This is a genomic window from Candidatus Pelagibacter communis (genome assembly GCF_001179985.1).
GTDB lineage: Bacteria > Pseudomonadota > Alphaproteobacteria > Pelagibacterales > Pelagibacteraceae > Pelagibacter > Pelagibacter ubique_J.
This window is the reverse complement of record NZ_CVSI01000028.1, coordinates 57107-71317: the sequence shown is the minus strand read 5'-3', so window position 1 is coordinate 71317 and position 14211 is coordinate 57107. Positions and strand designations below refer to the sequence as shown.

15 protein-coding genes are annotated in these 14211 nt (G+C 28.9%); 8 read left to right on the top strand and 7 right to left on the bottom strand.

All coding sequences use genetic code 11. The features are described 5' to 3' along the window. Nucleotides 1-10: 10 nt before the first annotated feature. Genes AMN80_RS01565 through AMN80_RS01530 form a run of 8 tightly spaced genes read left to right on the top strand, consistent with a single transcriptional unit; the run spans nt 11 to nt 7484 of the window. Entirely contained in the window at nt 11-1738 is a 1728-nt protein-coding gene (locus AMN80_RS01565; protein WP_075520261.1) for a S1 RNA-binding domain-containing protein, read from the top strand. A gap of 15 nt (nt 1739-1753) precedes the next feature. Then, entirely contained in the window at nt 1754-2041 is a 288-nt protein-coding gene (locus AMN80_RS01560) for an HU family DNA-binding protein (protein ID WP_075520260.1), read from the top strand. Beyond that, on the top strand, nt 2031-2702 hold the full coding sequence (gene pyrF / locus AMN80_RS01555) for an orotidine-5'-phosphate decarboxylase (RefSeq protein ID WP_075520259.1): 672 nt from the start codon (nt 2031-2033) through the stop codon (nt 2700-2702). Before AMN80_RS01560 ends, pyrF begins: the two co-directional genes overlap by 11 nt. Then, a complete protein-coding gene (locus tag AMN80_RS01550; RefSeq protein WP_075520258.1) occupies nt 2699-3316 on the top strand; it encodes a phosphoribosylanthranilate isomerase in 618 nt (205 codons plus the stop codon). Before pyrF ends, AMN80_RS01550 begins: the two co-directional genes overlap by 4 nt. Continuing rightward, nucleotides 3313-4545, top strand: a complete 1233-nt coding sequence (locus AMN80_RS01545; protein WP_075520257.1) for a pyridoxal-phosphate dependent enzyme — start codon at nt 3313-3315, stop codon at nt 4543-4545. The genes AMN80_RS01550 and AMN80_RS01545 overlap by 4 nt, the downstream gene beginning before the upstream one ends. Next, nucleotides 4545-5342 (top strand): tryptophan synthase subunit alpha, encoded by a 798-nt coding sequence (gene trpA / locus AMN80_RS01540; RefSeq protein WP_075520256.1) that lies wholly within the window; start codon nt 4545-4547, stop codon nt 5340-5342. The genes AMN80_RS01545 and trpA overlap by 1 nt, the downstream gene beginning before the upstream one ends. After that, the gene (locus AMN80_RS01535) at nt 5339-6268 is read left to right on the top strand and encodes an acetyl-CoA carboxylase carboxyltransferase subunit beta (RefSeq protein ID WP_075520255.1); all 930 of its coding nucleotides are present in this window, start codon (nt 5339-5341) and stop codon (nt 6266-6268) included. The genes trpA and AMN80_RS01535 overlap by 4 nt, the downstream gene beginning before the upstream one ends. Continuing rightward, nucleotides 6219-7484 carry a bifunctional folylpolyglutamate synthase/dihydrofolate synthase gene (locus tag AMN80_RS01530; protein WP_075520254.1) on the top strand — a complete coding sequence of 422 codons (1266 nt, stop codon included), beginning with the start codon at nt 6219-6221 and terminating at the stop codon, nt 7482-7484. The genes AMN80_RS01535 and AMN80_RS01530 overlap by 50 nt, the downstream gene beginning before the upstream one ends. On the opposite strand, the gene trxA is transcribed toward AMN80_RS01530, so the two are convergent. The 7 genes from trxA to hisS all read right to left on the bottom strand — a co-directional run bounded on the left by trxA (nt 7481) and on the right by hisS (nt 14210). Then, nucleotides 7481-7798: a thioredoxin gene (gene trxA, locus AMN80_RS01525; protein ID WP_075520253.1), complete on the bottom strand. Its 318-nt coding sequence runs from the start codon at nt 7796-7798 to the stop codon at nt 7481-7483. The two genes, AMN80_RS01530 and trxA, sit on opposite strands and share 4 nt — an antisense overlap. Nucleotides 7799-7864: 66 nt before the next feature. Then, on the bottom strand, nt 7865-9295 hold the full coding sequence (locus AMN80_RS01520) for an exonuclease domain-containing protein (protein ID WP_075520252.1): 1431 nt from the start codon (nt 9293-9295) through the stop codon (nt 7865-7867). A 98-nt stretch (nt 9296-9393) separates the two neighbouring features. Further along, on the bottom strand, nt 9394-10077 hold the full coding sequence (locus tag AMN80_RS01515) for a hypothetical protein (protein ID WP_075520251.1): 684 nt from the start codon (nt 10075-10077) through the stop codon (nt 9394-9396). Between the two features lie 35 nt (nt 10078-10112). Further along, the gene (locus AMN80_RS01510; RefSeq protein ID WP_075520297.1) at nt 10113-11162 is read right to left on the bottom strand and encodes a DNA recombination protein RmuC; all 1050 of its coding nucleotides are present in this window, start codon (nt 11160-11162) and stop codon (nt 10113-10115) included. A 7-nt stretch (nt 11163-11169) separates the two neighbouring features. Further along, the gene (hisG, locus tag AMN80_RS01505; protein WP_075520250.1) at nt 11170-11853 is read right to left on the bottom strand and encodes an ATP phosphoribosyltransferase; all 684 of its coding nucleotides are present in this window, start codon (nt 11851-11853) and stop codon (nt 11170-11172) included. Further along, nucleotides 11846-12898 (bottom strand): ATP phosphoribosyltransferase regulatory subunit, encoded by a 1053-nt coding sequence (locus AMN80_RS01500; RefSeq protein WP_075520249.1) that lies wholly within the window; start codon nt 12896-12898, stop codon nt 11846-11848. The genes hisG and AMN80_RS01500 overlap by 8 nt, the downstream gene beginning before the upstream one ends. Beyond that, on the bottom strand, nt 12876-14210 hold the full coding sequence (hisS, locus tag AMN80_RS01495) for a histidine--tRNA ligase (protein WP_075520248.1): 1335 nt from the start codon (nt 14208-14210) through the stop codon (nt 12876-12878). Before hisS ends, AMN80_RS01500 begins: the two co-directional genes overlap by 23 nt. Between the last annotated feature and the right edge of the window lies 1 nt (nt 14211).

Sequence of the window (14211 nt, the reverse complement as noted above, 5' to 3'; positions counted from 1 at the left end):
TTAATAATATATGGAAATATATAAAGAAACTAACACTGCTGCTTCTAAAGAATTCGAAAAACTTCTAGATAATCAGATATCTAAAACCAAAAATTTGATAGAGGGAAAAATTATCGAAGGAGTTGTGACTAAAGTTGGTGAAAAATATGTATTTTTATTTATAGAGGGTCTTAAATCTGAACCTTTAGTTGATATAAATGAGTTAAAAACAATAGGTCAAGAAAGTAAATTAAAAATTGGTGAAAAGATACAAGTATTGTTGGAAAGAATAGAAGATAAAAATGGTGAAGTTGTAGTCTCAGCAACCAAAGCCCAAAAAATAAAAGGGTGGGATATTTTGGTAAAAGCTTTTGAAGATAATGAACCTATTATGGGTAAAATAACGAGTAAGTGTAAGGGCGGTGTAATTGTTGAACATATTGATACCGGTTCACTTATGTTTTGTCCAGGTTCACAAATTTCTGATATTCCAGTTAAAGATATTTCGCACTTAATGAATGAACCGCAAAAATTTGCACTAATTAAAATGGATAAATTAAGGGGGAATGCCTGTGTATCTAGAAGGCAAATTATTTCTTCAGGTAAAAAAGAGGATAAAGCAAAGATTATTGCAAAATATAAAGAAGGTGACATAATTAAAAATGCAGTCGTAAAAGGTTACAGTTCGTTTGGTTGTTTTTTCAATGCGAACAATGAACTAGATTGCCTCGTTCATTTACAAGAGATTAGTTATTCTAGGATAAATCATCCTGAGGAAGTATTTAACATTGGTGATAAGCATGACCTTTTAGTAATTTCGGTTGATAAAGAAAAATTACAAATTGGATGCAGTATTAAACAACTTTCTCCAGATCCTTTTGAAAGAATTTCAAATTATGAATTAAATAAAAAATATGAGGTAAAAGTAATCAAAATTATGGACTTTGGTGTATTTGCTGAATTAGAACCAGGGCTTACAACTTTACTTCACTCAAGTGAGATTAGTTGGTCAAGGAAAAATGTTTCTCCAAAAAAATATTTCAAAGTTGGTGATAAAATTAATTGTGTGATAACTGAAATCGATAAAGAAAAAAGAAGGATAGCGATCTCTTACAGATTGACAACAGAAAACCCTTTTGATCGAATAGAAAAAAATAATCCAGTGGGTACAGAGATCACTGGAACAATAAGTAGTATGAATGAGTATGCTATTTATTTAAAATTAGATGATTATGAAATTGATGCATTTCTTCATTTTAATGATCTTAGTTATACAGGAGTTCCAGAAGAATTAGCTAAAAATTATAAATTAAATGATAAGATGAAAGTAAAGGTTCTTGAAATAAAAAAAGATACTCAAAAAGTTCGAGTTGGCCTGAAGCAGATACAAAAAGATCCATTCGACTACTTTAAAGATAAAAAAGTTAACGACACTGTTACGGTAAAAGTAATTTCCTCGGATAATAAGGGTTTAATGGTTAAACCTGAGGGAAGCGATATAAGTCTTATTATCAAAAAATCCCAAATAGCTGTAGCATCTTCTGATGCGAGACCTTCAAGATTTGTTGGTGGAGAAAGGATTGACGCAGCAATTTCTGAGCTAAATTTCGAGAAAAGGAAAGTTTCATTAAGTATTAAACTTTTAGAGGAATTGCAAAATAAAGAAGCAGTATCTAAATTTAGCTCTCCATTATCAGGAAAAAACTTACCTTTTTCTTCCTTGTCTGATAAGTTGACTGGTAAAAAAGAAAAAAAATAGTATTTACAAACTAAATTGTCAGTATCAAAATCAGATTTAATTAAACAATTAAAGTTAATTTATCCAAATTTACTTAAAAAAGATTTGTTAAAAGTTTTTAATATATTTTTAGATGAAGTAAAAATTGCATTAAAAAATAATGAGAGAGTTGAGTTAAGAGGATGGGGTATATTTTACCAAAAAACCCAAAAAGAAAGAAATTCAAGGAATCCAAAAACCGGCGAAAGAGTTTATACACCAGAAAAGAAAAATATAAATTTTAAAATGAGCAAAGAACTATTTAAAAAAATCAATGAAGAATAAAATATTTTTAGCAATTGATACAAAAAGTATGAAAAAAGCAAATTCAATAATTAATCAAAGTGAATTAAATAATTTCAAAATTGGTTATAAATTTGGTCTAGAGTTTCTAAATTCAAAAAATGGGAGAAAATTTATATCAAAACTAAAAAAAAAAATTATTTTTATTGATCTTAAACTTCACGATATACCTAATACTATGCAATCGACTTTAATTGCTTTGAGAGATTTAGAAATAAATTATTTAACAGTTCATATTTCTGCAGGTTTAAGGGCCTTAAAAGACGTAAAGAAAGTTTCAGGAAAAATTAAAATAGTTGGAGTTACAACTTTAACTTCTTTAGATAACAAAGACTTAAAAGATATAGGTCATAACAGACCTTTAAAAGATATTGTTAGTCTTCAAGCTAAGCTTGCTAGTAAAGCTAATCTTGATGCAATTGTTTGTAGCCCTCATGAAGTAAAATTTGTAAAAAAATATTTTTACAAAGAGATTATAACACCTGGTATAAAAATTTCTTCAAAAGTAAGTGATCAAAAAAGAGTAATGTCTCCTAAAGATGCACTTAAACAAGGAAGTGACTGGTTAGTAATAGGTAGGGATATAACTAAAGGAAATATTAAAAAAAACTTTAAAAAATTAAGTGATCATCTAGGTCAATGACACTAGAATGTAAAATCTGTGGTGTATCTGAAGATAAAATATTAAATTTTATTATCAATCACAAGTTTCCTCCAAAATTTATTGGTTTTATTGTTAACTACCCCAAATCAAAACGTTTTGTAGAAATTGATAAACTTAAAAATTTGATAAATATTGATAAAAAAGAATCTAAATTTGTTGCAGTATTGGTTAAGCCCACAGATGAAATATTAAAAAAAATACAATATTTAAAATTTGACTACTATCAAATATATGATTGTACACCAGAGGAGATTAACCAAATTAAAAAAAAATATAACAAAAAAATTATATCGGCTATAACCATTGAAAATAAATCTGATTTAAAAAATTATAAAGATTTTTTGCCATTCTCTGATATAATATTATTTGACTCCAAAGGTTACGAAAAATCTTTAGGTTTTGATCATAACTTATTGAATGGCATGCCTAATAATTTTAAAAAAATGGTTGCGGGGAATCTTAAAATTAATGATATATTAAAATTTAAAAGCAAAGAATATATTATTGATGTAAGTGGAGCTTTAGAAGATTCTACTGGAAAAAAAAGTCTAAAAAAAATTGACCAATTTTTAATTGAGGTTAACAAAGTATGAAATTAAAAAAAAAAATTTCTGTTATAGATCAACATGATAAATTTGGATTTTGGGGAGGTAAATTTGGGGGAAATTTTGTTCCAGAAACCCTAAAAAAACCAATTAATGATTTAGAATTATTATTTAATAAACTCAAAAAGGATAAGAAGTTTTTAAATGAAAGAGATAATTATTTTAAGAATTGGGTAGGAGCTCCTACTAGATTTATAAAATTAAGTAATCTGACAGAACATGTAGGTGGAGCTGAAATATGGTCCAAAGTGGTATCTGATGCTAATGGGGGCGCTCATAAAATTTATAATGCTACAGTTCATTGTCTGTTAGCCAAAAAATCAGGTAAAAGAATTATTTGTGGGGATACAGGAGCTGGTTATGCAGGAAAAATGTTAAGTATGGCTGCAAAAAAATTTGGCCTTAAGTGTAAAATTTTTATGGGTGCAAAAGATATTAAAAGACAACAACCAAACGTTAAAGCTATTAAAAGTAATGGCGCTGAAATTGTGCCAGTTTATTCAGGTAGTCAAACCTTGGTGGATGCTGTCTCTGAATGTATGAGATTTTGGGTTGCTAATTGTGATACAACAGCAATGTGTGTGGGCTCAACAGTTGGGCCCAATATATTTGTTAAAATTTGTGGCTGGTCAACAAGTCAAATTTCAAGAGAATTAAAAATTCAAATACTTGATGAATTTGGAAAAATACCAAGAAGATTGAAACTTTATAATTGTGTTGGTGGGGGAAGTTCAAGTTTTGGATTTTGGAACGAATTTATGGATTATGATAAAAAACAGGTTGAATTTATCGGAGTTGAAGCAGGCGGACCATCTAAAAGTAAAAAACATGCAGCACCATTAACTTATGGATCTAAAATAGGTATATTACACGGGGCAGCTCAATATGTTAATCAAAATTTAGAAGGTCAAATTGAGGAAACAGAGTCAATTTCAGCTGGTCTAGATTATCCAGGAGTTTCACCTCTTCATTGTTTTTTGAAAGATTCTAAAAGAGCAAGATATACTGCAGCAAGTGATGAAGATGCTCTTAAAGCTTTTAAAATTGTTACCAAATATGAAAGTATAAGACCCTCTTTAGAGCCAAGTCATGCTTTTTCAGTTGCGATTTCAGAGTCCAAAAAGCTTTCTAAGGATACAATAGTTATTGTTAATAGTTGCGGTGACGCACAAAAAGATAGAAAAATTTTAAAAAAGAAATTAGGCATAAAGCTCTGATGAACTCTATTTCAAAAGCTTTTAGTTTAGCAAAAAAGGAGGGTAGACCCGCATTGCTTACATATACAGTTGCTGGAGATAACTCAAAAAAAAATTCTTTAAAAATTTTAAAGTCTATATCTAAGTACGCTGATATTTGTGAACTTGGATTTCCACATAACACTCCAATTGCAGATGGCGGTCAGATACAAACAAGTTCTTATAGAGCAATAAAGAATGGCACCAAGATTCAAGATGTTTTTAAAATTGTTAAAGATTTTAAATCTAGTAAATTTTCAAAGCCGGTTATTTTAATGGGATACTTTAATATAATATTGCAGTACGGGCAAAATAAGTTTTTAAACGATTGTAAAAAAAATAAGATAGATGGTTTAATAATTGTTGATTTACCTTGGCCAGAAAATAAAAAGTTTGCAAGCAAATGTAGAAAAAAGGCTATTTGTTTTGTTCAACTTATATCACCTACCACATCAAAAAGAAGATTAAATTCAATTGTAAAAGACTCTCACAATATGATTTATTATATTTCAATGCTGTCAACAACAGGTGGTAAACTTAAAGTTTCACCTAAAAAAATTATATATAATTATAAGAAAATAAAAAGAATCAATCCAAGAAAGAATTGTGTAATTGGTTTTGGTATAACTGAGAAAACAATTTCAAGCCTAAAATCTGCTGATGGACTAGTTGTAGGTAGTGTTATTTGTAAAGAAATAACTAGTAGTTTGAATAAGAGACAAAATCCTGTCACAAAGGTTAGCAATATGGTAAAAAAACTTAAAAATAAAATTTTATGAATTGGTTAAAAAAAACACTAGATTTTGGTCAAAAAATAAAAAAATTACTCAAAAAAAGACCATCCCGTAAGGATATAGAAGAGAGTGATTGGACATCTTGTTGCAAAGGTCCGATTTTAAAAAAAGATTTGGAAAATAATTTATGGGTTTGTCCCGAATGTAGTAAACATCATCGAATTAATCCTAAGCAAAGATTTGATTTGTTATTTGGAAAAGATAATTACCAAGTGCTTAAAACACCAATGCCACCAGATGATCCTTTAAATTTTACTGACTCAAAATCGTATAAAGAGAGGCTAAGAGTTGCAAGAAAAAAAACAGGTTTAAATTGCAGTATGGTTGTAGCTGATGGTTTAATAAAAAATATAAAATTAACAGCTGTTGCTTCAGATTTTAATTATATGGGAGGTAGTATTGGAGCAGCAGAGGGAGAGGCTTTTTTGTTTGCTGCTCAAAATTCTATTTCAAATAAACAACCTCTGTTGGTTGTTGCAACAGGTGGTGGAATGAAAATGCAAGAATCTATTATTTCGTTAAACCAAATGACTAGGACAACGCTAGCTATTAATGAACTTAAAAAAAACAAAATTCCCTATATTGTATTATTTGCTGATCCAGTCGCAGGGGGTATCACAGCTTCATATGCGATGCTCGGTGATATCCAAATTGCTGAGCCAGGTGCTTTAATTGCTTTCGCTGGAAGACGTGTAATTGAGGGAACAGTTAAAGAAGAATTGCCAGAAAATTTTCAAAAATCAGAACACGTCCTAAATTGTGGTTTTGTAGACACAATAATTCAAAGAAAAGACTTGCCAGAAAAAATTGGTATTCTTTTATCTATCTTGCTAAAGAAGCAATCTGAGGTAAAAATAGAAGATGGTGACAAAACTTCAGAAAATAATATCGAAAATAGAGAAGCGTCATAGTAAGAAGATTGATCTATCTTTAGACAGAACCTTTAATTTATTAAGCAAACTGGGTAATCCACAAAACAAAATAGAAAATGTTGTAACTGTAGTTGGAACGAATGCGAAAGCCTCTATGGCTACAGCTCTAGGAATTATTTTAAAAGAATCTGGCTATAAATGCAATTTATATACATCTCCTCATTTACAATCCTACACAGAAAGATTTGTTTTTAATAACGAAGAAATAGATGAAAATAATCTTGCTATTTTATTAGAAGATGTTGATAGAATATTAGGTAATGATAATGCAACAGTTTTTGAAATATTAACATGCGCATTTATAAAATATGCTGAAAGCTTCAAAGATAATGTAAATATTATAGAAGCTGGTCTATTTCATAGATTTGATAGTACTAATGTATTTAAGAAAAATTTGCTTACCCTTTTAGGAGTGATTCACTTAGATCATCTAAATTGGTTGGATAATAAATCGATAGATGGTGTAATTTATGAAAAAACTAGCTCATTACCAACATCCAGCATATTCATTAACAATCAAATGAACTCAGAAATAAAAACAAAAATTAAAAAATCTTTAATAGAAAATAAATCTAAAAAATATTTCTTTGGGGATAACTTTAACGTAGCAAAATCTGAAAACAATTTTATTCATTATCAAGATGAATTAGGAGAAATGATGCTACCTCAGCCTAATTTGATCGGAGATCACCAAATTTATAATATCAGCACTTCAATTGCGGCTAGTAGAAAAATATTTAATATATCTGATGCTAATATCAAAAATAGTATGAAAAAAATGAAATTAAAAGGACGTTTACAAGAAATAAAATCTGGTAAATTAAAAAATTTAATAGGTGAAAATAGGCTCATAATAGATGGGGGGCATAATATGAATTCAGCAATTTCAATTTCTAAATGGGTTAAACAACAAAACGAAAAAGTGCATCTTATTTGTGGGATGATGAATGACAAACCCCATAAAGAGTTTGTTGATCAATTTGAGAATTCCGTAAACTCAATAACTTTAGTAGATATTCCTAATCAAGAAGGTTCGATTTCTAAAGAAGAATTTAAAAAGAAGCTTGGTAAAAAAAATATTCATACTGCAAAAAGTATTGAAGAATCTTTAATGTTGAATAATAAAGATAAAAATTGTATTTTTTTATGCGCTGGAAGCCTTTATTTGGCTGGTGAAGTTTTAAATCTTAATTAAATATTTTCTTTAATCCAAGATACAATATTAGATTTTGTAGTTGCTCCAACTTTAGTCGCTTTGAGTTCGCCACCAGAAAATAGTAACATAGTAGGAATTCCTCTTACTCCATACTTAGTAGGGGTATTGGGTTCATTATCAATATTGTGTTTAGCAATTACCACTTCTGAGATTTCATCAGAAATCTCCTCTAGTATGGGTCCAATCTGCTTACATGGCCCGCACCATTCTGCCCAAAAATCAACAACCACTGGTTTTCCAGACTTGATAACTTCTGATTCAAAATTTTCATCTGTAAGGTTTACTGTTGCCATATATTTCTTATATAAAATTTTTTTTTATATTCAAGTTCTTAAATAATTTAAATAGTTTTATCCACATCAAATATTTTTATATTTTTTTTCAATTGACATTACGTAATTATTTAATTGATCGAGAAACTTTAAACTTAGCTCATTGCCTTCATTAGTAAATTTATCTCTAAGATTATCGCATTCATGGTAAAATTCTTTACAAGTCCACCATTTTTCCTTTTTTTCACTTAAAATTCTTTTGGCAATTTCCATCTTGATTTTCTTCAACATAGACTCTGGTAAAACATGGGGTGCTTCTTGAAATATTATTTTTTTTCCAAATTCTACCATTCTTTGATCTTCGAATTTATCTAGCAATTTTAACTTATCATTCCATGGTGCTTCATGCCATTTTTGAAATAAATTAGTATCTTTATTGGGTGTAAATTTTACATAAATACTTTCCTCTGGCTCTATATCTTCTTGAGATTTTGATTGCTCTTTTTCCTCAGCAATTTCTCTTAATGCAGTTAAGATATTCTCAGAAAATTTTTCATTTGTGTTTACTAATTCTGCTCTTTTGTTTATTAAAGAGACGTTCATAGCGCTATAAGGTTCGGCTTTCATGCCATACTCTTTACCTATTATTATTGGCGCTTTATTTGATCTAATAGTCCTTAAAAATTTTGGTGTTTTTTTCATCTGAGATTTTAGTTCACTGATAGACATTTTTAGGAGAGGTTCAACGTCAACTCTCAAATCAACAGCCTGGCCCCATTGATATATTGGGTGGATACAGAATTTTGGATGAAGAGGTGCACATAGGTATAATCTCGATTTTCCGTAAAAGTACTCATTAAGAGTAATAATCTTTTCTTTTTTTATTATTGTTTCTGTATCTAACTTATTTGAAGTCTTTAAAAAATTGTCCCATGTATCTTGTTGTTTATTTTTTATCAGACCTAAAACTTTATGAGTTAGTTCTGCATCAAATAAGGCACTATGAGCTCCTTTAGTCTCAAAACCGTTCATTCTGGCTAAAGACTCTAGCTTCATTACAGCATTACCTTTTTCGTTAGTCTCAGTTTTTAATATCTTATTATCTAAAGCAAAAGCACCGCGAGCAATGTTTAGCCCATCATGTCTTTTGTTAGGAGATGAATTTGTGATGTATGGATATCTTAATCCTTTAAAAAACTCTTTTCTTATCATTTCGTCATCAAAACCTATATTAGACCACCCTAAGAATATAGCTGGGCTCCATTTTTTAAAAATCATCTCAACTTGAGATAACATTTGATAATGACTTAGATTTGCTTTTGTTAGCATGTTAACATCAGTTTTGTTAACAAGAAGAGCCATACATTGAGGAATTTCTCCTTCTGGAAGTCTACACCTTAAATTAAATCTTTCTTTTTCTACTAAGTTTTGATCTACTAAAATTCCACCTATTTCAATAATACTTCCAAAGTCTGTACTAGAGCTTGAGGATTCTATGTCCCAAATTACTATGTTCATAAATTATTAATTAATGCTAATCGAAAAGTATGAAGGCTCGCATCTAAACAAGTAGCAAGTAAGTCCGTAGTATATTAATTTTGAATAAAGTCAAATAATTATTTATTTATTAAGTGATAAAATTTTTCAACTCTCTCAAGAAATTTATTCTGAAAATTTATTAGTTCATTACCTTCAATTTTAAAATCCTGAAACAATCTATCTACAGTACACAATAAAATTACGCCTTGGGTAATATTAGAATTATAAACAGTATTGTGAGCTAAAGAATAAGCTCCAATTTGTAAAAAATAATCTTCTATATATTCCACTTTTTTTGGTTTATTACTTTGTTTAAAATCTAAAATTGATTCTTTGCCTTCATAAACTCCTATACAATCTGCAGTACCTGCATATTTGCCAGGATAATATATTGTAGCTTCGGATCCCCATATCTCTAACAATTTATTTTTCAAACCATTATCAATAATTTCTTCTGCCATTTTTTTTGACTTATTGTTGTCCTCTAATAGTTCTTGATTTAGTTTTCCGTATAAAAACTGTTCTATATAAGAATGCATAGAACTTCCTCTTGCTGAGGCCTCTTTCTTAATTCTTTCCGCTTCAACAGTCCCTACTCTTTGTTTCCAAGCAAGAATTGCAGCTTTGTCTTCTTCGCTTTTAGTAGCTGACAAAATTGTTGTCACAGAGGGTAAACTTGATCCATCTAGAGAGTAATGTCTTGAACCATTTATCAAAGATCTTGTTGATTTTGGATAAGAAAATTTGGTGTTCCACTTCATCAAGTCATTTATAGAGCTATTTAAAATAATTTAAATTAGTTTTTAGCTTGTTTTGAAGTTGGTATATTTAATTTTTCAACATTCTCATTTTTTGACGCTATTTCAACTTGTTCGGGATCTTTGATATTTCCTAAGGTATTCATTATAGATCTTGCATCTCTTCCAAAACTATCGGTGGCTTGCATAGCTTGCTCCAGTTTTTTTCTAAGTTCTTTTATTCCATCAAAATGTTTTTCAAATCTAGAACTTATATTTCTTAAATCATTATAAATTTGTGTAGCATGTTTTTGAACTTTTAGTGTTTGAAATCCTAAATAATAGGATTGTAATAAAGCAGACAAAGTGTTAGGGCCAGAAATTGTAACCTTATATTTGGTTCTTAATTCCTGCAAAAGCAGCTCTTTAGTTTTAGGATCTCTGTAACTAGAGAGTTCTGAGAATAAACCCTCAGTTGGAACATAAACTATTGCAAAATCTGTACTTTTCGGGGGTGCTATATATTTTGCGTTAACATTTTTAGCTTTCAATCTAAACGCTGATGCTAAATCTTTTCTTGCCTCTGCTTGTGCATCTTTGTCATTAGCATTATATGCATCATCAATTGCTTTATATTTTTCAACAGGCCAGTGACTATCAATTGGCAACATTACATCTTGAAGCTTAATAGCGAACTCTACTGTTTCTGAGGTGTCCTCTTTCATTTTAGCATTCGCGACATATTGAGATGCTGGTAACAAATCTTTTAGGAGTGCACCTAATCCAAATTCCGCAAGAGTTCCGTATGATTTTACCCCACTTAAAATTCTACTAAAGTTATCTTGGCTTTTATTTAATTCGCTTACTTGTTGATTAAAAACTGATACTTTTTCATCAACTTTTGTAAGAGCTCCTGTCATATCTTTTGCTATTTCTTTACTCATTGACCCAAAAGATTGGCTAAATGTATTTTTTAAAGAACTTAATTCATCTTTAAAAATTTGCTCATTATTAACAAGATAAGGGTATTTACGCTTGATGAGAAATAAAATTGCTAAAAAATTAGCAAGAAGCAAGATAATAATTAAAATTGTAAGTAACGAATCCATGCCCATACTATACAATTTTATTAAGTTTATTTATAATATTAAAAACACCTTTCTTTTTTTGGCTTTTTTGGGAAATCATTAAACATGCTTGAGATTTAAGTATTACTCCGTCTTTCAATATTCTTAAATTATTAGCTCTTAAAGTTTCACCTGTAGAGGTGATATCTGTTATAATTTCTGAAGAACTTGTGAATGGATATATTTCTGTTGCACCAAGACTCTTTACAATTTTAAATTGTGTAACACCTCTTTCAAACATAAAATTTGTTGTTAAATTTGGATACTTTGTAGCTACTCTTAATCTAGTTTTTTTTTTTTCTTTAAACTCAAATGCAATTTCTTCCAAGTCAGCTATTGTTTGAACATCAATCCAATCATCAGGAATAGCAATTACTAAATTGGCTTTACCAAAAGTATATTTTTTTTTCACTATTATTTTTTTTTGTACATTAATTGTACTTTCTTTTAATAAATCAAACCCTGAAAAACCAATATCCAAAGTTCCATCTCCTAATCTTTCAACAATTTCTCTCGCATGTAAGTAAGTAATATTTATATTTTTATATCCTTTTAAAGATCCTAATAAGTCTCTCTCTCCTCTTTCAGATTTAAGTTTTAAATTATTTTTAGAAAAAATTTTTAATATATCTTTTCTTAATCTACCTTTACTGGGAATTCCAATATTAATCATTTAAATTTATAGCTGCTCCAACTGCTGGTATTTTTTTATTTGATCCAAGATCACCAATAAGATTATCGTATCGTCCACCATTAATAATGTTAATTTTATTTGATTTAATTTTAATATCAATTTTGAAGACTAAACCTGTGTAATATTCTAATTGTCTGCCAAAAGAAGCTGAATATTTTACATTTAATCTTGAAAATTTATTTTTAGAGATTGGGAAATATTTTTTTTCTACTCTTAAATTAATTTTATATTTTTTAAAAAAAAGATTTAATTTGTTAAATGCTTCACTGATTGGACAATCTATTTTAAGAAACTCTTTTATTATTTTTACGACATTTTTGCCTTTTTGGGGCCTTCTTGGATCATTTATCTTATTATTAAATCTGTTTAGAATCTCATTTAGTGACCTTCCAGCAATAATTTTTGATTGTTTTTGTTTAAGCATTACTTCATATTTTTTTTTATCTATTTCAACAATTGTTGGATCTACATCAGAATTAGTTTCTAGTCTTTTTAACAAATCGTTAAAATATTTTTCTCTCCAAAAATGTCTTTGTAGTCTCAATCTCCATCTTTTAGGAATATCCAATTTATTCAATAGAAGTTTAAATATTTCGATATTTCCGATAGTTAAAACACCCGATGAAAATTTTACTTTTGATAATGATTTAACTGCTGTGTTAATAATTTTTTTATCATCATCTTTTTCCTTCTTAGAGCCGATAATTTCAAAACCAATTTGATTTCTTATTATATTATCTGATAATCTTTGAGTTTTTCTATAAGCTTGTCCACTGTAGAATACTTTTTTGGATGCTTTATTTTTCTCATTTAAATATTTTAGACATGATGCAATTGTTAAGTCTGGTCTAAGACAAATTTCATTACCTTTCTGATCATTAAAAGAGAAAATGAAACGTCTAAATGACTCACCAGATCTTTCAACAATATGGTTAGTTTCTATTACAGTATCTAAATTAATATACTTAAAACCTTCTGATTTTATTAATCTTAATATATTTTCAGATAATTTTTTTGATTTCATTTACCATTTTCTCATTTTTAATATTAGTTTCTTTTCCAGTTCTAAGATCTTTTATTTTGACTTCTGAGTTTTTAATTTCTTCTTCGCCGGCAAAAATTACACATGGAGAACTAATTCTATTAGCGTATTCCATTTGTTTTTTTATTTTACCCTCACCAGGATAAATCTCTGAACTGATATTTTCTGATCTTAGTTTCTTAAGTATTTCTATGTATTTTTTCATATTATTTTGATCAAAGATACTAATCATTACAGGGCGCGTAACTTTTAAATCAAATTCTTTTTTTTGCATCAGTGCAAACACAAGTCTATCTATACCTACTGATATGCCAGTTGCTGGATAATCAAGATTACCAAAATTGCTTACTAAATTATCGTATCTCCCTCCACCACCTATTGATCCAAATTGAATAACTTGTCCCTTTAAATTTTTTACACTGAAATTTAGATTAACTTCAAATATTGGGCCTGTGTAGTACTCTAAACCTCTTATTACCGAAGGATCAAACTTATAGTTATCAAATTTATAATCTTTAAAGATTTTTATTATTTGTTTTAAATCCTCACTCTGAGGTGAGTTAACATTCAAAGAGCTTTCTATAGCTTTTATTTGTTTAACGTCTAATTCTGCCCCTTTTGTATAATCTCCTGATTTATCTTTTCTGCCTTCGCCCAGTAATTTTTTTGCCTCTGTCCACCCTAGTCTATCTATTTTATCTAAAGCTCGAAGAATTATAGAAATTTTTTCCTGAGACTGAATTTTTAGTTTTTTAAATAATTCATCTGTAATTTTCCTAGATGATATTTTAATTGTATAATCATTTTGAGTTAAGCCGCAATTTTCTAAGATTTCTGATATCATTACACATAGTTCTGCATCTGCCTGTAAATTTTTTGTGCCAACATAATCAGCATCGAACTGAAGAAACTCTCTATATCTTCCTGGTCCTGGCTTTTCATTCCTCCAAACAGTTCCTAATTGATAGCGTTTAAACGGTTTTGGTATTTCATTAAAATTTTTTGCAACATATCTCGCCAAGGGTGCTGTTAAATCATAACGTAAAGATAACCACCTATTTTCGTCTTTAAAAGAAAATACACCTTCTCCAGGCCTTTCTTTATCAGGTAAAAATTTACCTATACTTTCAGTAAATTCAAAACTTGGGGTTTCAAGATATTGAAAGCCATACTTAACCATTACCTCTTTAATCTTTGAAATTATGAAATCTCTGATTAAAAGCTCTTTTTCTTTTCTGTCTTCAAAACCTGAAGGTAATTCCTTTATAGGTTTTATTTTTTTTTGTTTTTCCATT